The sequence below is a fragment of the Shinella agrisoli genome (genome assembly GCF_046557955.1).
Taxonomy (GTDB): domain Bacteria; phylum Pseudomonadota; class Alphaproteobacteria; order Rhizobiales; family Rhizobiaceae; genus Shinella.
This window is the reverse complement of sequence record NZ_JBJIEP010000003.1, coordinates 260304-281679: the sequence shown is the minus strand read 5'-3', so window position 1 is coordinate 281679 and position 21376 is coordinate 260304. Positions and strand designations below refer to the sequence as shown.

Sequence of the window (21376 nt, the reverse complement as noted above, 5' to 3'; positions counted from 1 at the left end):
GGGGGGGGGGGGGGGGGGGGGGGGGAGGGGGGGGGGGGGGGGGGGGGGGGGGGGGGGGGGGAGGGCCCCCCCCCCCCCCCCCCCCCCCGCGCCAAATTGCCGGAGTTCCATGTCATGCGCTGCAAGGCCGCCGCCGTCATCCTGCTTGCCTGGGCCCTCGGGCTGTCGGGGTGCAAGTTCGTGAAAACCGCCGACAAGGACAAGGACGCCGGAGCGGGCTTCGATCCCGACCGGATGGTCGCCGACATGTGGGACGGCGAGGTCCTGCCCTATCTCGAAAAGCGCGCCGCGCCGCTGCCGGAGGTGCTTGCGGCCGCTGCCGCCGATCCCGACGCGGCCGGGCGGAAATACGGCCACAAGGCACGGCAGGGCAACGCGCCCTGGACCTTCATCGCCCGCGTCGACGGCGTGATCGTCGCGCAGGAGACGAAATCGCGCGCCGCTTACGTGGATGTCGACGTCGACAACGACGCCAAGGCCGACGTGCGCGTCTCGATCGGCCCGGCCATCCGCGGCACGGCGCTGCGCGACAGCCTGGACTTCGTGGACTTCAATGCGTTCAAGAATCAGATCGAATGGGCGCAGTTCGGCAAGTCGTTCAACACCCATGTGAACGCCACGCTGCTCGAGGCGCTGCCGCGCGACGGGCTGACGGGCAAGAGGCTCACGGCGACCGGCGCCTATCCGCTGCCTGCCAGGGGCCAGCTGCCGCAGCTGGTGCCGGCCGCCATCACCGTCGGGGGCTGAGGATGAGCGGCATCGACGACGGCGACGTCATCCTCGAACTGAAGGACATCACCAAGGCCTATTCGGGCATCGTGGCGCTGAAGAAGGCGAACCTGAAGCTTCGCCGCGGCGCGGTCAACGTGCTCGTTGGCGAGAACGGCGCCGGCAAGTCGACGATGATGCGCATCATCGCCGGCGTCGAGCGGCCGACGCTCGGCGAGATCTGGATGGACGGCGAACGCATCCACCTCGCCAGCCCGGCCGACGCGGTGCGGCACGGCATCGGCATCGTCTTCCAGGAGCTCAACCTTTTCGGCAATCTCTCGGTGGCGGAGAACATCTTCGCGACCCGCGAGATCACGCGGGGGCTGCGCGGTATCGACCACAGGGCGCAGGTCGAAAAGGCCAACGAATTTCTCGACCGGCTGGAGGCCGGCATTTCCGCCGACACGCTCGCCGAGGACCTGCCGATCGGCCAGCAGCAGCTTGTCGAGATCGCCCGCGCCGTCTCGCTCGACACGCGCATCCTCATCATGGACGAGCCCACCTCGGCGCTGAGCGCGGCGGAAGTCGACGTGCTTTTCCGCGTGATCGCCGACCTCAAGGCGCGAGGCGTGGCGATCGTCTACATCTCGCACCGGCTGGAGGAGCTGATGCGCATCGGCGACTACATCACCGTGCTGAAGGACGGCGAGATCACCGGCCATGCCATGGTCCGGGACATCGACACGCGCTGGATCGTGCGCTCGATGATCGGCTCGGACGCCAAGGATTTCGCAAGGCAGGTCGACCATGCGCCGGGCGAGGAGGTCTTCCGCGCCGAGGACATCTGCCTGCCGCGCGCCCAGGGGGGCTATGCGGTCGATCACGTGTCGATCGGCGTGCGCAGCGGCGAGATCCTCGGCATCTACGGCCTGATGGGCGCAGGGCGCTCCGAGCTCTTCGAATGCATCATGGGCCGTCACGGGCATGCGACGGGAGGGATCTTCGTCGAGGGCCGGGAACTGAAGGGCCGCGACACGACCCGCCGCATCCGCGAGGGACTGGCACTGATCCCGGAGGACCGCCAGCGCGAAGGCCTCGTGCAATCCATGTCGATCGCCGGAAACCTCTCCATGGCGAGCCTCGGCCAGTTCCTGAGGGCCGGCTTCCACATCGATCCCGGGCGCGAGAGGAACGCGGTCCTGGAGGCGATCCGCAGCCTTTCGATCAAGGCGAAGAATCCGGATTTCGAGGTCACCTCCATGTCGGGCGGCAACCAGCAGAAGGTGGTCATCGGCAAGGCGCTGATGACCGGGCCGAAGGTGCTCCTGATGGACGAGCCGAGCCGCGGCATCGACGTCGGCGCCAAGGCGGACGTCTTCCGCACCATGCGGCGCCTTGCCGGCGAGGGGCTCGCCATCCTCTTCTCCACCTCCGACCTCGAAGAGGTCATGGCGCTGTCGGACCGCATCGCGGTCATGAGCAACGGGCGCCTCGTGACGGTGGTCGACCGCAGGGACGCCACCGAGGAGATGATCGTTTCGGCCTCCGCAGAAGGACACAGAACCAAAAGGATGCACGCGTGATGACGACCGCAACGCACACCGCCGCCGACAGCGTCTCCAGCGGGTCCGCCCTGCTCACGCTGATGAAGCTGAGGACGTTCATCGCGCTCTTCGCGGTGATCATCTTCTTCTCCATCTTCGCGCCGAACTTCCTGTCGACCGCGAACATGATCCTGATGTCGAAGCACGCGACTCAGAACGCGTTCCTCGCCATCGGCATGACCTTCGTCATCATCACCGGCGGCATCGACCTGTCCGTCGGCTCGATCGTCGGGCTCTGCGGCATGATCGCCGGCGGCCTCATCATGTACGGCGTGGCGCTGCCGATCGGCTACACGGTCTATTTCAACGTCGTCGAGGTGGCGGTCATCGTGATGGCGGTCGGCATCCTGATCGGCGCGGTCAACGGCCTCCTCATCACCCGGCTCAACGTCGCGCCCTTCATCGCGACGCTCGGCACGCTCTATGTCGCGCGCGGCATGGCGCTGCTCTATTCCGACGGCCAGACGCTGCCCAACCTCACCGGGCGCGAGGACCTCGGCAACCAGGGCTTCAGCTATCTCGGCTCGGGCACGATCCTCGGCCTACCGGTCTCGGTCTGGATCCTCATCGTCGTGGCGCTGGGCGCGGCCTATTTCGCGCGTTTCGTGCCGCTCGGCCGGCACATCTTCGCCGTCGGCGGCAATGAGCGCGCCGCCCGCATGTCGGGCATCCGCGTCAACCGCGTGAAGATGTTCGTCTACATGTTCTCCGGCTTCTGCGCGGCGATCGTCGGCCTCATCATCTCGTCCGAGCTGATGGCCTCGCATCCGGCGACCGGAACGAACTTGGAGCTCAACGCCATCGCGGCGGCCGTTCTCGGCGGCACGTCCATGTCGGGCGGGCGCGGCACGATCGGCGGCACGATCATCGGCGCCTTCGTGATCGGCATCCTTTCCGACGGGCTGGTGATGATGGGCGTCAGTTCGTTCTGGCAGATGGTGATCAAGGGGCTGGTGATCATCGTCGCGGTGGTGGTCGACCAGGCGCAGCGCCGCCTGCAGCAGCGCGTCACCCTCATGCAGCTGGCAAAGGCGGGCTGAGCATGGCGACGTTCAAGGGGGCTCTGATCGGCTGCGGCTTCTTCGCCGTCAACCAGATGCACGGCTGGCAGGATCTTCCCGGCGTGGAGATCGTGGCGATCTGCGACCGCGACCCGGAGAGGCTGAGGATCGTCGGCGACGCGTTCGGCGTGGCGCGGCGCTACCGGTCGGCGGAGGAGATGTTCGCCGACGGCGGCTTCGATTTCGTCGACATCGCCACGACGGTCGCCAGCCACCGGGCGCTGGTGGAGCTTGCCGCGCGCCATAAGGTGCCGGCGATCTGCCAGAAGCCGTTCGCGCCGACCCTCGACGACGCCAGGGCGATGGTCGCCGCAGCCGACGAGGCGGGCATCCCGCTGATGGTCCACGAGAATTTCCGCTGGCAGACACCGATCCTCGCGGTGAAGGCGGCGCTCGACAGCGGCGCGATCGGCGCGCCGTTCTGGGGCCGCGTCTCCTTCCGCTCCGGCTTCGACGTCTTCTCCGGCCAGCCGTACCTTGCCGAAGGCAAGCGCTTCATCATCGAGGACCTCGGCATCCACGCGCTCGACATCGCCCGCTTCCTGTTCGGCGATGCCAGCCGCATGACCGCCCGCACGCGCCGCATCAACCCGGCCATCGCCGGCGAGGATGTGGCGACCATGCTGCTCGACCATACGGGCGGCGTCACCTCGATCGTCGACGTCAGCTACGCCACGAGGCTGCCGGAGGAACCTTTCCCGGAGACCTTCGTCGAGGTCGACGGCGACAAGGGCACGCTGCGCCTCGGCAAGGACTATAGGCTCACCGTGCATGGACCCGGCGGCACCAGGCACAGCACCGTCGCGCCGAGCCTCAGGCCCTGGGCCTCGCGGCCTTGGCACAACATCCAGGAAAGCGTGGTGCTCATCCAAAAGCACTGGATCGAGCGGCTGGAGGCCGGCAAGGAGCCGGACACGTCCGGCCGCGACAACCTGAAGACCTTCGCCCTCGTCGAGGCCGCTTATCTCAGCGCCGAGCGCGGCGAGACCGTAGCGCTGGAGGACCTCCTGCGATGAGCGAGGATCTGCTCGGGCTCTACGGCACCCGCGAGCGCGAACCGGAAAGCCGCACGCTCGTCGCGGGCGACCTGAGCGTGGAGCTGCAGGACGGCAACCTGCGCACCTTGCGCTTCCGCGGCCACGAGGTGCTGCGCGCCGTCGCCTTCCTCGTGCGCGACAGGGATTGGGGTACCTGCGCCGCCGCGATAACCGATCTTGCCGTCGAGGAGGCGGAAGAAGGGTTCTCGGTGCGTTACAAGGCCCGCTTCACCGCCCCCTCCGGCGCCCATCTCGATTGCGCCGTCGCCATCGCCGGTGCGGCGCAGTCCGTCACCTTCTCCGCCGATTGCGTCAGCGACGCCGATTTCGAGACGGCCCGCGCCGGTTTCGTCGTGCTGCATCCCGTGGTCGGGCTGGCGGGCGAGCCGGTCGAGGTCCGCCACGGCGACGGAAGCGTCGAAGAGGCCCGCTGGCCCGACCGGATCGAGCCCTGGCAGCCCTTCAAGGACATCGCCGCCATCACCCATCGCGTCGCCCCCGGCATCGCGGCGACGACGGCGTTTGCCGGCGACGTCTTCGAGATGGAGGACCAGCGCAACTGGACCGACGCGTCCTACAAGACCTATGTGCGGCCGCTGGCGCTGCCCTGGCCCTATCGCGTGCCGGGGGGCGAACCGTTCGGCCAGCGCGTCTCCGTCGAGATCCGGGCCGAGGAGGGCGCCGTGCCCGCCGTTGCGCCGGACGTTATAACCCTGCGGCTGTCGCCGACGGAACGTGCGTTCCCCGAGATCGGCGTCGGCCTCCGCCCCGAATGCCTTGCGCAGGAACTGGCGGCACTCGACGTCCTTGGGACGATCGGCGCGCGGCACCTGGTCGCCCATTTCGATCCCGGCGCGGGCCACGGCATCGAGGCGCTGAAGGGCTACGCGGAGATCGCGGCGAGGTCCGGCCTCAGGGTGACGCTGGAGCTCGCCGTGCCGTGCGAGCGCCCGCTGGATTGGGAAGTGAAGGAATTCGCCGCGCTCGTCCGCGCGGCAGGCCTGACGCTCGACACGCTGTTCGTCTCGCCCTCGGTGGACCGCCAGTCGACGCCGCCCGGCAGCCGCTGGCCGGATTGCCCGCCTTTGGAGGATGTCTATGCCGCCGCCCGGAAGGCCTTTCCCGGCCTGCGCCTCGGCGGCGGCATGATGAGCTATTTCACCGAGCTCAACCGCAAGCGCGTGCCCGGCGCGCTCATCGACTATGTCAGCCATTGCACCAACCCGATCGTGCATGCGGCCGACGACCTTTCCGTCATGCAGACCTTCGAGGCGCTGGCCCATGTCGTCCGCTCGGCCCGTGCGATCTACGGCGACAAGCCCTACCGCATCGGCCCCTCGACGATCGCCATGCGGCAGAACCCCTATGGCAGCGCGACGAAGGAGAACCCGGCGGGCGGGCGCATTCCCATGGCCGATGTCGACCCGCGCCACAACGGCCGGTTCGGCGCCGCCTGGACGCTGGCCTATGCCGCGACGGTCGCTCCCGCGGGCCTGGAGGTGCTGACGCTCTCGACGCTGGCAGGCTCCTTCGGGCTCGTCGCGGAAGACGGCGAGGCGACGCCGAAGGGCGCGTTGCGCCCGCTCGGCCATGTGCTGGCGCGCCTCGGCGCCCTGTCGGGCGAGCCGCTGGTCGCTGTCGAGACGTCGCGGCCGGACAGGGTTCTGGGACTTGCCACGAAGGAGCGGCTGCTGCTGGCGAACATCACGCCGGCAGCGCAGACGGTCGCCCTGGGTGCCGCGCCGCGCGCGGTCGTGTCGATCGCCGGGGAGGTCGGGGGGCCGCCGGGCGCGGAGGTCGCGCTGCCGCCCTACGGCTGCGTCGAGGTCGTGCGCTGAGCCTGCCTCTGCTCCTTGAGGGCATAGAGCGCGCGGGAGCGTTCGAGATGCTTGATCATCGCCTTTTCGGCAAGGTCCGCGTCGCCCTTCTCGATCGCGCGGATGATTTCCTCGTGCTCGGCGAGCGTGAAGTTCTCGCGGCCCGTCCAGATGAGCATGTCCGTATGATAGGACTTCAGCCATCCGAGCATCGCGCCGCTGACCGCGGCGAAGATCGGATTGCCGGAAATCCGCGCGATGCACTGGTGGAACTCCATGTCCGCATCGATGAAGGCATCGGCATTGCCGAGGCTCGCCTTCTGCTTGTCGAGCAGCGCGCCGAGCTCGGCGACATGCGCCGGGGTCGCCCTGGCGGCGGCCTCGCGGACCATGCCGCGCTCGAAGAAGATGCGGGCGCTCTTCAAGTGCTCGAGCGAATCGGAGGAGCCGGAGAGCATCAGCTTAGCCGGCAGGTCGACCTGCCGGATGATGGATTCGGCGGTGATGCGCAGCACCCGGGCACGCTCGCCCTGCGAGATCTCCACGAGGCCCTTGCCGGCGAGCGCCTGCATCGCCTCGCGGATGGCGGGGCGTCCGACGCCGTAGCGCTCCATCAGCTCGCGCTCGGAGGGCATCTCGTCGCCCGCCTTCAGTTCCCCGCTCTCGATCATGTGCCTGAGGCGGGCGAAGACTTCGTCGGAGAGTTTCTTGCGGACGATCGGTTCGGAAACGACGTTCATGGGCCACCTGGTTTCGACAGGTCTGAATATGCATCAAGTTCCATTGCCGCAACAGGCTTTGACTGCGCCGGCTTGCAATAACATAAATACTCATTATACCAGTTGGCAGGCCTTAACAAGCACACGACGCGGAGGAGAAGACGTGATCCGCCTGACCTATCGGATAGAGACGCCCGGCTCCGTGGAGGCGATGGCGGCGAAGATCGCCAGCGACCAGTCGACCGGCACATTCGTGGCCCTGCCGGGCGAGACGGAGGAACTGAAGGCGCGCGTTGCGGCGCGCGTCGCCGCGGTCCGGCCCCTGCCGCCCGCGGGCCACGCCTCCTTTCCGGACGAGGCCGGCGGGGCCACGCAATTCAACCGCGCCGACGTCGACATCGAATTCCCGATGGATGCGGTCGGCACCGACCTTGCCGCGCTGATGACGATCGCCATCGGCGGCGTCTTCTCCATCAAGGGCCTGACGGGCATCCGCATCGTCGACATGAAGCTGCCGCCGGACTTCGCCGCCGCCCATCCGGGCCCGCAATTCGGCGTGCCGGGCAGTTTCGCGCTGACGGGTGTCAAGGAAGGGCCGATCATCGGCACCATCGTCAAGCCGGCGCTCGGCCTCAGGCCGCAGGAAACGGCCGAAATGGTCGGCGAACTGGTCGGGGCGGGCGTCGATTTCATCAAGGACGACGAGAAGCTGATGAGCCCGGCCTATTCGCCGCTGAAGGAGCGCGTCGCGGCGATCATGCCGAAAATCCTCGATCACGAGCAGAAGACCGGTAAGAAGGTCATGTACGCCTTCGGCATCAGCCATGCCGATCCCGACGAGATGATGCGCAACCACGACATGGTGCTTGCGGCCGGCGGCAATTGCGCGGTGGTCAACGTCAATTCGGTCGGCTTCGGCGGCCTTGCCTTCCTGCGCAAGCGCTCCGGCCTCGTCCTGCACGCCCACCGCAACGGCTGGGACATCCTCACGCGGCACGCCGGCCTCGGTTTCGAATTCTCCGTCTGGCAGCAGTTCTGGCGCCTCCTCGGCGTCGACCAGTTCCAGATCAACGGCATCCGCGTGAAATACTGGGAGCCGGACGAGAGCTTCGTGCGCTCCTACAAGGCGGTCAGCACGCCGCTGTTCTCGCAGAAGGACGTGGCGCTGCCGGTCGTCTGCTCGGGCCAATGGGGCGGGCAGGCGCCCGACACGATCGCGGCGACGGGCGGCTCGACGGACCTGCTCTATCTGTGCGGCGGCGGCATCGTCAGCCACCCCGGCGGGCCGGGCGCCGGCGTGAAGGCCGTCCGGCAGGCCTGGACGGCCGCCGCTGCGGGCATACCGCTCGAAACCTATGCGAAGGACCACCCGGAACTGGCGCAATCCCTCGAAAAGTTCGCCGACGGCAAGGCGGCTTGAGATGACCCGGCCGCTGATCAGCTACTACGGCGACGACTTCACCGGCTCGACCGACGTCATGGAGGCGCTCGCCGCGAACGGCGTGGAGACCGTGCTCTTCCTGAAGGTGCCCGATGCGGACCTGCTGTCGCGCTTTTCCGGCGCGCGCGCCTTCGGCCTTGCCGGCACCAGCCGCAGCGAGACGCCGGCGTGGATGGACGTGCATCTGCGCGCGGCGTTCGCGTGGCTGAAGACGCTCGATGCGGAACTCTGCCACTACAAGGTCTGCTCGACCTTCGATTCCGCCCCGCATGTCGGCAATATCGGCCGGGCGATCGAGATCGGCCGCGCGGTCTTCGGCGCGGCGACCGTGCCGCTCGTCGTCGGCGCGCCGCAGATCCGCCGCTACACCGCCTTCGGCGCGCTCTTCGCCGCCTATCAGGGCAGGACCTACCGCATCGACCGCCATCCGGTCATGTCGCGCCATCCCGTCACGCCGATGGACGAAGCCGATCTTCTCCTGCACCTTGCGCGGCAGACGCGGCTTTCCTCCGCGCTGCTCGATGTCGTCGCCCTCCTCGGGACGCCGGAGCCCGAGGAGGCCGACATCCTCCTCCTCGACGTGCTCGATCCCGCAACGCAGGCCGCCGCCGGCGAACTCGTCTGGAACGCCTTGCGCCGGAAGGGCCGCTTCGTCTGCGGCTCGTCCGGCGTCGAATACGCGTTGATCCCGGCCTGGCGGCGCGAGGGCCTGATCGGCGACCGGCCGGTCTTTCCCGATGCCGGCCCGGTCGACCGCATCGCCGTCGTCTCGGGCAGCGTCTCGCCCACGACGGAACGCCAGATCCGCCATGCGCTCGCCGACGGCTTCGAGGGTGTCGCGCTCGATCCGCTGGCGCTTTCCGGCGAGGACGCCGGGCAAGCCGTCGCCGCGGCCGTCGAGGCCGGCCTGAAGGCGCTGGCGGCCGGCCGCAGCGTCGTTCTCTATACGGCACTCGGCCCTTCGGCCGACAGGGGCGGGGAGATCGATTCGTCCGCCGGCGCGCGCCACCGCCTCGGCCGGGCGCTCGGCCGCATCCAGTCGGCGCTCGTCGCGCGCGGCGGGCTCGCCCGCGCCGTCGTCGCGGGCGGCGACACGTCCAGCCATGCGCTCGGCGAAATGGGCATTTCAGCCCTCACGCTGAAGATGCCGCTGCCGCAGACGCCCGGCTCGCCGCTCTGCATCGCCCACGGCGGCCCGGCCGGCGGCCTGCAGATCGCGCTCAAGGGCGGCCAGGTCGGCGGCGACGACTACTTTTCCATGATCCGGGCCGGCAAGGCGTAGCCGGAAAAAGGCGCGAGCCGCCGTTGCGGGGGTGCCTCGCTTTTGCGTGTTTACCTTAACCGCTAACAATACTCGCAACCACCGTTTGCAACGGGGGGATACATCTGGCTTGGTTCGGTTGAAGAATATCCCGCAGCACAGCCGTTGCAGCCCAACCGACGGGAAAGAACCGGATGTTTTCCCACGCTAGCCTGTCGCAGCCGCGGCATATTCACGGTATCGACCTCCTGAGATTCGTTGCGGCGATGCTCGTGCTGCTGCATCATTTCGCGACCTACGCCGCAAGCCGGCCCGAGGTCGTGTTCGACCCGGCCGAACGCGCCTATGGCTTCCTTTCCGTTTTCGAGAATATCGGGGCAACCGGCGTCGAAATCTTCTTCGTGATATCCGGATTCGTCATCTCGATGAGCGCGTTGCCGCTTGCCGGCGGGGCGGGCGCGCGCAGCTTCGCGCTCGCCCGGGCGATACGGATCCTGCCGGCGCTCTGGATTTCCGCGGCGATAAGCCTCGTCGCACTGCTCTATGCCGGAGAGGATGCCCTGCCGCTGCTGGACCGCTTCGTGCGGTCGGCCCTCCTGTCCCCTGTCGGGCCCTATATCGACGGCGTCGTCTGGTCCCTCGTGGTGGAGGCCGTGTTCTATCTGCTCATCGGCCTGGCGATCGCATTCGTCCGCCCGCTGCCCCTGGTGAAGATCGCGCTCGGGCTCGGGTTGGCCAGTTCATTCTACCTGGCGGTCCTCCTTGCCGTCACCGTCCGGGGCGACGAGCAGCTGGTCGCCCTGCTGACGCGTTTTCCGTTCAAGGTCTTCCTCCTGCGATACGGCGTTTTCTTCGCGATCGGCATGCTGCTCTGGCATGCGACGAGCCGGAAGGATCGTCCGGGCTGGGCATCGGCCCTGTCCGTGTTCGGCCTGTTCGCGATCACCGGGATCGTCCTGGAAAACTGGGGGGACATCTCCCGGGCCGTGGGATCCGTGGCCGTGTGGCTTGCCGCGATGGCCTTTCTGGCCGCCGCGATCCGCTGGAACGACCGCGTCGCACCCCACCCCGCTTTGCGCCTCCTGGGAGACATGAGCTACACCATCTACCTGAACCACTACACCACGGGCATGGTCGTCGTATACGCGCTCCATCAGGCCGGCGTCGCGGGACCGCTCTCTTTCGTCCTCGCCCTCGTCGGCGTCCTCTTCGTCAGCTTCGTCGTGCTGCGCGCCGAGAAGAAAGCGCGCAATCTCGTGCGCCGGACCCTGAAGACACAGCTGCGGCATGCGTAGGGAAGAGGCGCCCGGTCCCGTTCACAAGGTTGTCATCGGCGGCGCAAACCGCGGTGAGGGCGTGTGCCGTTTACGCTTTCAGAACGTGTCGCCAATAGAACCTTTGGAAGGAAAAGGGGGTGTCGACACGGGCATGCTGAAGCTTCGCACCATAGACGAAGGCCGTCTGGCGGAGGCGGCGGAACTTCTCACGGAGGGGTTTCCGTTGCGCTCGCTGGCCTTCTGGCAGCGCGGGCTGCGGCGGCTTGCCGACCACAACAGGACGATGGGCGAACCCGCGATCGGCAACTTCCTCGTGGCCGGAGAGGTGCCCGTGGGCATTCTGCTGACGATCCCCAGCCACGATCCGCAGACCGGGCGGAAGCTCGTCAACCTCTCGAGCTGGTACGTGAAGGAAAGCCACCGCTGGTCCGCGGCGCGCCTGATGATGGCGGCCCTGGCGGACAGGAACGTCACCTATACGGACTTCACGCCGACGAAGGCCGCCGTCGAGGTGAACGCCCGCTTCGGTTTCCGCTCGATCGGCTTCAAGCGCCTCCTGCTGTTCCTGCCGTGGCTGGCGATCGTCGGACGCCGGCGCGGCAGGCTGGTGCCGCTTTCGGCCGTGCCGGCGGGCGCCGTTCCCGACGCCCTGATGCGTGCTCTCGGCAACCATGAGAAGCTCGGCTGCATCGTCACGGCGATCGAATCGGCGGGCCGTTACGCTCCCGTCGTCTTCGATGTGATACCGAGGAAGCGCATTCCCTCGGCCCGCGTCGTCTATGCCGAAGGCACGGACGTCATCACGGACAATCTGGCGGCGCTCGCCCGCCTGCTCGTCCGGCGCGGCGTGCCGCTGCTCACGCTGCAGGTGGACGAAAGTAAGCACGTGCCCCACGCGCGGGTCTGGGAGCGCGGCCTTTGCTACCAGGTCAGGGGCGAATGGAACGACCGGATCATCAATGAGCTCTACTCCGAGCGCGTGCTGCTCAAGGTGTAGCCGCGTCGGATCATATGGAGAGGAAGACCATGACGTATAGCGCAGCCGTCCCCGTTAATGACGTCGAGGCGGAAATCTACGGATATATCGACAGGCGCTTCCCGGCGCTTGCGCCCGTGGCACCGGACACGGCGCTGCTCGACGGCGCAATCGATTCCCTCGGCTTTCTCGAGCTGATCATGTTCCTCGGCGAACGCTTCGGCATTTCCATGGAGGACGACGGTTTCGATTTCCAGGAGCTGGCGACGCCCGCAAGCCTCGTCGGCTTCGTCTCACGGGCCCGCGCGTGAACCCGGCTCCCGTTCTCCTTCATCACCTGCTTGCCCGGCACGCGGAGAGCGACCGGCGTGCGTTGATCCACGGCGGGCGGGAACTCGACTATCGCACCATGCACCGGCAGGCCGAGCGCTTCGCTTCGGCCCTGCTGCTTGCGGGCCTTGAGCGGGGGGGCAGGGTTGCGATCTTCCTGCCGCGCGGCATAGAGGAATGCGTCGCGATCTTCGCCGTCAGCCGGGCGGCGGGCGTCTTCGTTCCGATCAACGCGCTGCTGCGCGGCCGGCAGATCAGCCATATCGTCGCCGATTGCAAGGCCCGCATCGTGGTCACGAACCGCGCGCTCGCGCCCATGGTCGCCGAGTGCCTGCAAGGGGTCGCAGAGGCGCGCATCCTCCTCGTCGAGGAGATGGCGGAAGCAGAGCCCGCATCGCTGCGGGATGCCGATATCGGCGAGGATCTCGCGGCGATCCTCTACACCTCCGGCTCCACCGGCCGGCCGAAGGGAGTGATGCTGTCGCACCGCAATCTGCTTGCCGGCGTGCGGATCGTGCGCACCTATCTCGGCATAACGCCCGCCGAACGCATTCTTTCCGTGCTGCCGTTCAGCTTCGACTATGGCCTGAACCAGCTGCTGACCGCAGTGGAGCAGGGTGCGCTGACGGTCATCCTGACCTTCCGTTTCGGCGACGACATCGTGCGGGCGCTTCGCGACCACCAGATCACCGCGCTCGCCGGCGTGCCGACCATCTGGGCGATCCTGACCAAGGCCGCGCCGCTGCTGCACAAGACGGACCTGCCGCACCTGCGCTACATCACGAATTCCGGCGGTGCGGTGCCGTCGCAGACGGTTGCGAACCTCAGGAAGATGCTGCCGCAGACGAAGCTCTACCTGATGTACGGCCTGACCGAGGCTTTCCGCTCCACCTACCTGCCGCCGGAGGAGCTCGACCGGCGTCCGACCTCCATCGGCAAGGCCATTCCGGAATGCGAGATCTTCATCGTGACGGAAGACGGGCGACGCGCGCGGCCGGGCGAGCCCGGCATCCTCGTCCATCGCGGGCCGACCGTTTCGCTCGGCTACTGGAACCGCCCGGAGGAGACCGCAAGGGTGCTGAGGCAGAACCCGTTCCGCTCCAGGGAACAGGGCGGCGACATCGTCTGCTATTCGGGCGACCTCGCGGTCGAGGACGAGGACGGGTTCTTCAGCTTCATCGGCCGCAACGACGCGATGATCAAGTCCTCGGGCTACCGGATCAGTCCGTCCGAGGTCGAGGAGGCGATCATGGCGACCGGGCGGTTCCGCCAGGTCGCCGTCATAGGCCTGCCGGACGAATTCGCAGGGCAGAAGGTCCATGCGGTGGCGGTCGCGCTCGAGCCCGATGTCGCGGCCGCGCCCGTCCTGCAGGCCGTCGCCGGGACGCTAGCGCCCTACATGGTTCCACGCGCGCTGGAACTCGTCGAATCGCTGCCGGTGACGCCCAACGGCAAGGTGGACTATCGGCAGCTCGTCCGGGAGCGCACAAGCGATGGCTGATCCCGTGAACAGGGCGGCAAGCCACGGATACGCGCTCGCGGAAAGCCTTTTCGAGGTGAGGGGCGACGACCTCTGCGTCGGCGGCCTCGCCGTCCGTTCGATCGTGTCGCAGGTGGGGTCTCCGGCCTATATCTATGACGGCCGGCAGATGCGGCGGGCCTATCGCCGCCTTGCCGGCGCGCTCGGCGGTTTCGCCTCCATCTATTATTCGGCCAAAGCGAACCCGGCCGAGCCCGTCATCCGGCTCTTCCTCGATGAGGGCGCCGGGGTGGAGATCGCCTCGCTCGGCGAATACCGCGCGGCCATCGCCGCCGGCGCGGCGCCGGACTGGATCCTCTTTGCCGGCCCCGGCAAGCGGCGCCAGGAACTGGAGGCGGTGATCGAGGGCGGCATCGGCGAGGTCCACATCGAAGGCATGGACGAGATCGAGCGCATCCGTTCGATCGGCAGGCCCGTTCGCGCGTCCATCCGCATCAACCCGGTTCCGGCCGTCCAGGTCGGCGCCATGCGGATGGGCGGCAAAGCGACCGCATTCGGCTTCGACGAGGAGGAGCTGGAGGCGGCCGTCGCGGCCGTGACGACGGCCTCGAACATCAAGCTGGTCGGCATCCATGTCTACGGCGGCACGCAGATCCTCGATGCCGCAGCCCTCGTCGGCGGATGGCGCCACGCGATCGAGCTGGCCGGCCGCGTCGCCCGCATGGCGGGCAGACCGTTGAGCACGGTCGACCTCGGCGGGGGGCTCGGCATCCCCTACTATTCCAGCGACAGGCCGCTCGATCTCGATGCCGTGGCCGCCGCGATACCGGACCTGACGGCCCTCATGGGATCGGAGCCGCTGCTGGCCGGCGCACGCGCGATCGTCGAACCGGGACGTTTCCTCGCCGGCGAAGCCGGCCTCTATGTCAGCGAGATCAACGCGGTGAAACAGTCCCGCGGTGTGCGCTTCCTCGTTCTGGAAGGCGGCATGAACCACCATCTGGCCGCGTCGGGCAATCTCGGCCAGGTCATCAAGCGCAATTATCCGGTCGTGGCCCCCGCGCACATGGCGGCCGCCGCCGACCTGCCGGCGACGGTCGTCGGCCCGCTCTGCACGCCGCTCGATACGCTCGCCCGCGATACGGGGCTGCCGGATCTGCGCGCGGGAGACCTCGTGGCCGTGCTGCAATCGGGTGCCTACGGCCTGACGGCAAGCCCGGTGAACTTCCTGTCGCATCCGCAGCCCGCCGAAGTCCTCGTGGAGGACGGACGGATCCACCTCATCCGATAACGACGGCCCGGACGCGCCCGTGAAATCCGGCGCGGCAGTCGGCCTTGCCCAGCGCGGCAAGCGGTTTCTGTTGCGATGTCGATTGCGGTTCGGTACGCATCGCCGTCTGGAAAACGGCCATGGATGAACACAACTATCTCGTCCGCCGCTGGATGCAGCTCGTCGGACGGGCAGAGAAGGACATTTGACGATGCCGACAGAGCCGCGGTCGATCGCCCAGCTTTCCGTGCTCCTCCAGTCGGGCGCGCTCGATCCCGTCGCGTTGGCGGAGGAGACGCTGGCCGCCATCGGGGCGCATGCGGATGCCGCAATCTTCACCTATGTCCTGGAAGACCGGGCGAAGGCGGAGGCGGAAGCCTCCCGTCGCCGCCTTCGCGGGGGCCGCTCGCTCGGCCTGCTGGATGGGGTGCCGATTGCCTGGAAGGACCTCTTCGACATTACGGGCCTGCCGACGACCGCCGGCTCGCGCATACTCAAGGACAGCGCGCCCGCGGATCGGGACGCCGCCGTGGTGCGGGCGCTCGCCGGCGCCGGCATGGTCAGCGTCGGGCGGGTGAACATGAGCGAGTTCGCCTTCTCCGGCCTCGGCATCAATCCGCATTACGGCACGCCGCGCAATCCGGCTTCGCCCGCCGGCGAGCACCGCATTCCGGGCGGTTCCTCGTCCGGCTCGGGCGTCGCCGTCGCCGCCGGCCTCGTCCCCGTCTCGATCGGCACGGATACCGGCGGTTCGGTGCGCATTCCCGCCGCCTTCAACGGCATCGTCGGCTACAAGGCGACCCGCGGGCGCTATTCCATGGAAGGCGTCTTCCCGCTGGCAAGGAGCCTCGATTCGCTCGGGCCGCTCTGCCGCACCGCGCAGGACGCGGCCTGGATCGACGCCGCCATGCGGGGGTTCCCGGCGGCATCGGCGCTGCCGCGCCCGAGCCCGGCCGACCTTTCCTTGGTCGTCCCCGAGACGGTGTTCTTCGACGGGGCCGAGCCGGAGGTCGTCGCGGCGTTCGAGGCATCCGTCGAGCGCCTGGCAAGGGCAGGGGCGCGCATCCGGCGCCAGGCCTTTCCGGAATTCTCCGCGCTCTTCGACCTGATGGCCAGGAAGGGCGCGCTCGTGACGGCCGAGGCCTTCGCACTCCATCGCGCGCGCATCACGGGTCCGGCTGCCGCCGGGATGGACCCCCGCGTCGTCAAGCGCACGCTTCTCGGCGAGAAGATCTCGCTCGCCGACTACCTGGAAACGCTGGCCGAACGCGAAAGGCTGATAGCCGCCTTCGAGCAGCGGCTCGGGCCGGGCGAGATGCTGATCAGCCCCACGCTTCCCCATGTCGCTCCCCCCGTCGAGCCGCTGCTTGAAGAGGAGGACCTGTTCTTCCAGGTCAACGGAAAGACGCTGCGCAACACCCTCATCGGCAACTTCCTCGACTGGTGCGGCGTGTCGCTGCCCTGCGGCACCGGCGCTGACGCAATGCCGGTCGGCTTCCTGCTCTCCGGGCCGAGGGGAAGCGACGAGCGTGTCCTCGCCGCCGCAGCCACGGTGGAAGGCCTGTTGGGCTAGCGGCATCCCCAGCAAAAACGCGAAGCGGTTTTGCGTCCGAAAATGCGTAATTCCAGGCGTCGCACATGATTCTACGGGCTTTTTTGCGTTCGCTCCGTCGGCGCTGCCCCGCTTGTGGAAGAGATTGTCGCATATTTATCTCATCGATAAGAATTCTTAATCCACTTGTTCCAGATTGAGCCGAAACATGGAGGGATCGACATAGATTGAATGTTGATCAACTCCTTTCGCTGCTGTACTCATGCCCACGCAAATCCCCCGGTTGCCGTGGTGGCATGGTTGAAAGTTGAAAGTAGAAGATGGATGCAATCGTCTAGCCGATTTTTGCTCGTTCCGGCCTTGATGGCTGCGCTGCTACTTGTCTCTTCCTGCACCGTTATCCCCAGCTCCGGCCCGAGCGCCAACGCCATCAAGTCCGGCGCAAAGACCGCGGAAACGCCTTACGTGATGGTCAACGTGACCCAGTCCGTCGCGGATTTGCTGGCCAAGATGCAGGAGCGTCCGCTTTCCGTCGCCTTCGGTGGCGGGCGCAAGCTGAGCTCCTCCCGCATCGGCGTCGGCGACATCGTGACGGTGACCATATGGGAAGCCTCCCAGAACGGCCTGTTCTCGAGCGGCGAGAATCAGCAGGGCGCGGCGCAGATACCTCAGCAGCCCGTTTCGGAAGACGGAACGATCGTGGTTCCCTATGCCGGCGTGATAAGAGTCGTCGGACACACGCCGCAGGAAGTCAAAGGGCAGATCGAAGAAAAACTGAAGGGCATGGCCGTAGAACCCCAGGTTCTCGTCAATGTCGTCATGAACAACTCGAACACGGTGACGGTGACCGGCGAGGTGGCCAAGAGCGGCCTCATTCCCCTTCTTCCCGGCGGCAACCGCCTGATGGAAGTGATCGCAACCGCCGGCGGCCCCCGCATGGAGTCCCACCAGCTTGCCGTGCAGATCACGCGCGGCTCGAGGTCGGAAACCATACCGATGGAGAAGCTCATCTCGGATCCGCGCGAGAACATCTACGTCCAGTCGAACGATGTCATCACGCTCATCCGCCAGCCGCGCAGCTTCACCGTCTTCGGCGCCTCGATGGTGAACGCTTCCGTGCAGTTCGACGAATCCGAGCTCTATCTCAACCAGGCGCTGGCCAAGGTCGGCGGGCTCAATGACGACCGCGCCAACGCCAGGGGCGTATTCGTCTATCGCCGCGAGCCGGTCGGCCTGGTCCGCAAGATGGTTCCCACTGCGCAGCCGATGCATGCCGACGGAACGGTCAACGTCATCTACCAGATCGACCTCAAGGAACCGAGCGGCTTCTTCATCCTGAAGGGCTTCAAGGTCAACAATCGCGACCTCGTCTACATCGCCAACTCTTCCCTCGCCGAAATTCGGAAATTCTCGACGCTCATCAGCACGACCGTATCGCCGGTTGTCCAGGGTGCGGCCGTTGCGGCGAACGTCAACGATCTGAGCAACTGAGATCGGCGACAGGGAAGGGATCGTGAGACCGGATTCCGGCTGACGCGATAGCCGGAATTGCCCGGCTGCGCGTTTGGCCCCTGCGACGATGCACGGGCCGGGCATCCGGAAAATGGTGCTTCGCCGGCCTTCCTGAATGTCCAAGGGTTGCCTGCTGCGGCATAAATTGCCAGAACCGGCGCATAAGGTTCAGCTGGCCGCTCTCACCTGTGCGCCTGCCTGGGGACAATTGCAACGCGCATGAGCACCGAGCAATGAATTGGTTTGGTAACGTCTGGCTGCTGACCGCCGCCTGTTTCGCGTGGGCCAGTGTGGTCGTCTATCTGACGGATCCTCTTGCATTGCCGCGAGACGTGGCCCGCAGGCATCGGATCGAGCGGACTGCCCGGCGCGTCGTCATCGAAACGGCGGCGCGCCTGCCGATCATAGCGATCGTCTTCGCCGGCTTCTTCGCGATTTCCTGGCGCCCGCTCTATGCCGCGCAGGGCACGCTGAGCTTCTTCATCATCTTCACCGCGATCTCGCGCGCCAAGTTCATCTTCATCCGCGAGCCGCTGGTCTTCTCCGATATCGCGCTCGTCGCGGACGTGTTCAAGCACAAGGAGATTTTCTACGCGACGAAGCTCAACGTGCTCTTCTGGATCATCGCTTGCAGCTATGTCTTCGGCGCGTCCGCGCTCTTCTATTACTTCGAGCCGAGCATCCTGCCGGCCCGGAACCGCGTTTTCTGGATCGTCGTCGGCCTGTGCGTGGCCTTCGGCCCCCATGTCCTCATCTTCGTCAAGCCGATCAACGTCCGGCTGCGCAGGATCAGCGAAAGCCTGCTTCAGACGCTCGACGTCTTCGTCAACACCGTCCGCTTCGGCACGTTCGCATCGGTCATCTACCACTTTCTCATCTGGATCGGGACGCGCCGGGACAAGATCGTCGCCGAGCTCATGGCGAGCTTGCAGCATGCATTCCATGAAATCGTGCATGCCGACGATGCCGTAACGGCCGAAAACGCGCCGCTCGTCGTCGTCTGGCAATCGGAGTCCTTTTACGATCTGCGCCATTTCGGCGTGCCGGACCTGAACCTGCCGAATCTCGACGGCTTGAAGGCGCGCGCGGTGCAGTCCGGGCGCATGACGAGCGTGTTCGAGGGCGGCTATACGCTTCGCACGGAGTTCGCCGTGCTGAGCGGCCTGCAGCCGGAGGATGCCCATGCCGACGCCAGCTACCCCTACCTGCGGGCAGCGCACTATTCGGACATCGTCTGGCCCATGCGGCTCAAGCGGGCCGGCTGGCTCACGCATTTCGTCCATCCGTACGAGAAGACCTTCTTCTTCCGTGACAAGGCCATGCCTCTCCTGGGCTTCGACAACATGACGATGCTCGATGGCTTCGCGCACAATCCCGATACGGACGGGCCCTATGTTTCCGACCGGCGCCTCACGAAGATGGTCGTCGATATCATCGATGGCATCGGCAAGGAGCAGCCGGCTTTCGTCTTCGTCGCATCGATGGGCAACCACGGGCCATGGCTGCCGGGCCGGTGCGGTGACCTGACCGATCCGGTCGAGATCTATACCGAACTGCTGCGCAAGTCGGACGAGGCCCTCGGCCATCTCGTCGCCTACCTCGACCGCCTCGAACGTCCCGTCTGGCTGGCCTTCTACGGCGATCACGCGCCCTTGTTGAAGACGCTCGCCGATCCGTTCCCGGATCCGCGCACGGACTACGCCCTGGTGCCGCTGGCACGGGCAGGCAAGGGGGAGGCGGAGACGTCGGTCAAGGAGGAAGCGCCCTGGAATCTGCTGGGAACGCTCTTCACGCATGCCGACGTGCAACGGCGGCGAACAGAATGACGACAGACGCACTCCTTCCGCCGCAGGCGCGGGCGAAACGCACCTTCCTCTTCCTGCAAGGGCCCTCGTCTCCCCTCTTCTCCAAATGCGCGGCGGGGCTGGAGGAGCGGGGGCATGCCTGCCTGCGCATCAATCTCAATATCGGCGACTGGATCTTCTGGCGCCGCCGGGGCGGCGTCAACTATCGCGGCCGGCGGGAACGCTGGCCGGAATTCGTGCGCGACTTCATGGCGCGCAACGGCGTCACGGACCTGCTGCTGCTGGGGGAGGAGCGTCCCTACCACAAGGCGGCGGTGCTGGCTGCAAAGGCGCTTGGCATCGACATCCACGTGGTCGAGATGGGATATATGAGGCCCGACTGGGTGACGTTCGAGCGCGACGGCATATCGTCCAATTCCCACTTTCCGCGCGAGCCGCAGCGCATCCTCGCCGCGGCGGCGGGACTGCCCGATCCGGACTGGACGGTCCGTTATCGCCATCGCTTCGTTGTGGAAGCCGGCTACGACCTCCTCTATAACCTGCCGAACGTCTTCCTCTGGTTCCTCTATCCGCATTACCGCAGGCATGCGCTTTTCCATCCGCTTGCCGAATATGCGGGATGGGTTCTGCGGCTGTTGCGAAAGAAACGCACCGAAGCGCAGACGCAGGAGACATGCGGCCGCCTGCTCGGCAGCGGGGCTCCCTTCTTCGTCTACCCGTTGCAGTTGCAGACGGATTACCAGCTCCGGGCCCATTCGCCCTTCGCCAACCAGCAGGAAGCCATCTCCCGGATCGTGTCCTCCTTTGCGGCGCATGCAGCGGGGAACCACCAGCTCCTCGTGAAGCTGCACCCGCTCGACAACGGCCTGATCGACTGGAGAGCGCATATCGAAAGCGAGGCGCAACGCCACGGGATAAGCGGGCGCATCCACACGATCGACGGCGGCAACCTCGATCGGCTGATCGACGCCGCGGTGGGCCTTGTGACCGTCAATTCGACCGCCGCGCTCGGAGCCTTCAGGAAGCACAAACCGGTCAAGACCCTGGGCTCGGCCGTTTTCGATACGCCTGGTCTCAGCTATCCCGGCCCGCTGGACGCCTTCTGGAAAGATCCGTTCCCGGCAGAAAGGGCACTGGAGGATGCGTTCTTCCGGTTGCTCGCCCAGGAGTATCAGGTGCGCGGCAATTTCTATTCGGATGCCGGCTCCTCGGCGGCGGCCGACGCCATCGTGCACCGCCTGGTCGGCACGAGCGGGGAGGGCCGGGCGGCAGCACATAACTCGCAAACATGAACAGGAACGCTTGCGGACCGGAAGTGCCATATATTGGTGTTAAGCGCCCTGGTCTCAACTTATCTTATCCTCGTTTGCTTATTGTGAACTGTATATCCTTCCGTTTATGTCAGAGTGCGGCCTTGCATTGGCGACCCTGCCTCCTGTATTGCCTTGTCAGGTGAGCAACTCAGGGTGTTTCCGTGTAGGTTCTCGGGGAATGACTGGTTTCCCGGGGCTTCGGGACTGAGC

17 protein-coding genes are annotated in these 21376 nt (G+C 66.7%); 16 read left to right on the top strand and 1 reads right to left on the bottom strand.

Annotation, left to right across the window (positions count from 1 at the left end; translation table 11 throughout):
* Window positions 1-114 precede the first annotated feature (114 nt).
* Genes ACIIOY_RS04070 through apnL form a run of 5 tightly spaced genes read left to right on the top strand, consistent with a single transcriptional unit; the run spans window position 115 to window position 6251 of the window.
* Complete coding sequence (locus ACIIOY_RS04070) at window positions 115-747, top strand: DUF2291 family protein (RefSeq protein WP_411033345.1); 633 nt, start codon at window positions 115-117, stop codon at window positions 745-747.
* A 2-nt stretch (window positions 748-749) separates the two neighbouring features.
* Window positions 750-2294: a sugar ABC transporter ATP-binding protein gene (locus tag ACIIOY_RS04065; protein ID WP_411033344.1), complete on the top strand. Its 1545-nt coding sequence runs from the start codon at window positions 750-752 to the stop codon at window positions 2292-2294.
* Window positions 2294-3355 (top strand): ABC transporter permease, encoded by a 1062-nt coding sequence (locus ACIIOY_RS04060; protein ID WP_411033343.1) that lies wholly within the window; start codon window positions 2294-2296, stop codon window positions 3353-3355. Before ACIIOY_RS04065 ends, ACIIOY_RS04060 begins: the two co-directional genes overlap by 1 nt.
* A gap of 2 nt (window positions 3356-3357) precedes the next feature.
* Window positions 3358-4392 (top strand): Gfo/Idh/MocA family protein, encoded by a 1035-nt coding sequence (locus ACIIOY_RS04055; protein ID WP_411033342.1) that lies wholly within the window; start codon window positions 3358-3360, stop codon window positions 4390-4392.
* Window positions 4389-6251, top strand: coding sequence for a D-apionate lactonase (gene apnL, locus ACIIOY_RS04050; protein ID WP_411033341.1), 1863 nt, complete (start codon window positions 4389-4391; stop codon window positions 6249-6251). Before ACIIOY_RS04055 ends, apnL begins: the two co-directional genes overlap by 4 nt.
* On the opposite strand, the gene ACIIOY_RS04045 is transcribed toward apnL, so the two are convergent.
* On the bottom strand, window positions 6224-6970 hold the full coding sequence (locus tag ACIIOY_RS04045) for a transcriptional regulator NanR (protein ID WP_411033340.1): 747 nt from the start codon (window positions 6968-6970) through the stop codon (window positions 6224-6226). The genes apnL and ACIIOY_RS04045 overlap by 28 nt on opposite strands.
* A 142-nt stretch (window positions 6971-7112) precedes the next feature.
* Between ACIIOY_RS04045 and oiaX the strand changes: the two genes are divergently transcribed.
* The 11 genes from oiaX (at window position 7113) to ACIIOY_RS03990 (ending at window position 21145) form a co-directional block, all read left to right on the top strand.
* Complete coding sequence (gene oiaX / locus ACIIOY_RS04040) at window positions 7113-8369, top strand: 3-oxo-isoapionate-4-phosphate decarboxylase OiaX (RefSeq protein WP_411033339.1); 1257 nt, start codon at window positions 7113-7115, stop codon at window positions 8367-8369.
* Window position 8370: 1 nt separating this feature from the next.
* Window positions 8371-9672: a four-carbon acid sugar kinase family protein gene (locus tag ACIIOY_RS04035; protein ID WP_411033338.1), complete on the top strand. Its 1302-nt coding sequence runs from the start codon at window positions 8371-8373 to the stop codon at window positions 9670-9672.
* 173 nt (window positions 9673-9845) lie between these two features.
* A complete protein-coding gene (locus tag ACIIOY_RS04030; RefSeq protein ID WP_411033337.1) occupies window positions 9846-10946 on the top strand; it encodes an acyltransferase family protein in 1101 nt (366 codons plus the stop codon).
* A gap of 133 nt (window positions 10947-11079) precedes the next feature.
* Window positions 11080-11925 (top strand): hypothetical protein, encoded by an 846-nt coding sequence (locus ACIIOY_RS04025; protein WP_411033336.1) that lies wholly within the window; start codon window positions 11080-11082, stop codon window positions 11923-11925.
* Window positions 11926-11954: 29 nt separating this feature from the next.
* Window positions 11955-12215, top strand: coding sequence for an acyl carrier protein (locus tag ACIIOY_RS04020; RefSeq protein WP_411033335.1), 261 nt, complete (start codon window positions 11955-11957; stop codon window positions 12213-12215).
* A complete protein-coding gene (locus ACIIOY_RS04015) occupies window positions 12212-13735 on the top strand; it encodes an AMP-binding protein (protein ID WP_411033334.1) in 1524 nt (507 codons plus the stop codon). The genes ACIIOY_RS04020 and ACIIOY_RS04015 overlap by 4 nt, the downstream gene beginning before the upstream one ends.
* Window positions 13728-15005 (top strand): type III PLP-dependent enzyme domain-containing protein, encoded by a 1278-nt coding sequence (locus tag ACIIOY_RS04010; protein ID WP_411033333.1) that lies wholly within the window; start codon window positions 13728-13730, stop codon window positions 15003-15005. The genes ACIIOY_RS04015 and ACIIOY_RS04010 overlap by 8 nt, the downstream gene beginning before the upstream one ends.
* Window positions 15006-15195: 190 nt before the next feature.
* On the top strand, window positions 15196-16557 hold the full coding sequence (locus tag ACIIOY_RS04005) for an amidase (RefSeq protein WP_411033332.1): 1362 nt from the start codon (window positions 15196-15198) through the stop codon (window positions 16555-16557).
* Window positions 16558-17004: 447 nt separating this feature from the next.
* The gene (locus ACIIOY_RS04000; RefSeq protein ID WP_411033331.1) at window positions 17005-18027 is read left to right on the top strand and encodes a polysaccharide biosynthesis/export family protein; all 1023 of its coding nucleotides are present in this window, start codon (window positions 17005-17007) and stop codon (window positions 18025-18027) included.
* Between the two features lie 254 nt (window positions 18028-18281).
* Window positions 18282-19874: an LTA synthase family protein gene (locus ACIIOY_RS03995; protein ID WP_411033330.1), complete on the top strand. Its 1593-nt coding sequence runs from the start codon at window positions 18282-18284 to the stop codon at window positions 19872-19874.
* Window positions 19871-21145, top strand: coding sequence for a capsule polysaccharide biogenesis protein (locus ACIIOY_RS03990; RefSeq protein ID WP_411033329.1), 1275 nt, complete (start codon window positions 19871-19873; stop codon window positions 21143-21145). Before ACIIOY_RS03995 ends, ACIIOY_RS03990 begins: the two co-directional genes overlap by 4 nt.
* The last annotated feature ends 231 nt before the right edge of the window (window positions 21146-21376 follow it).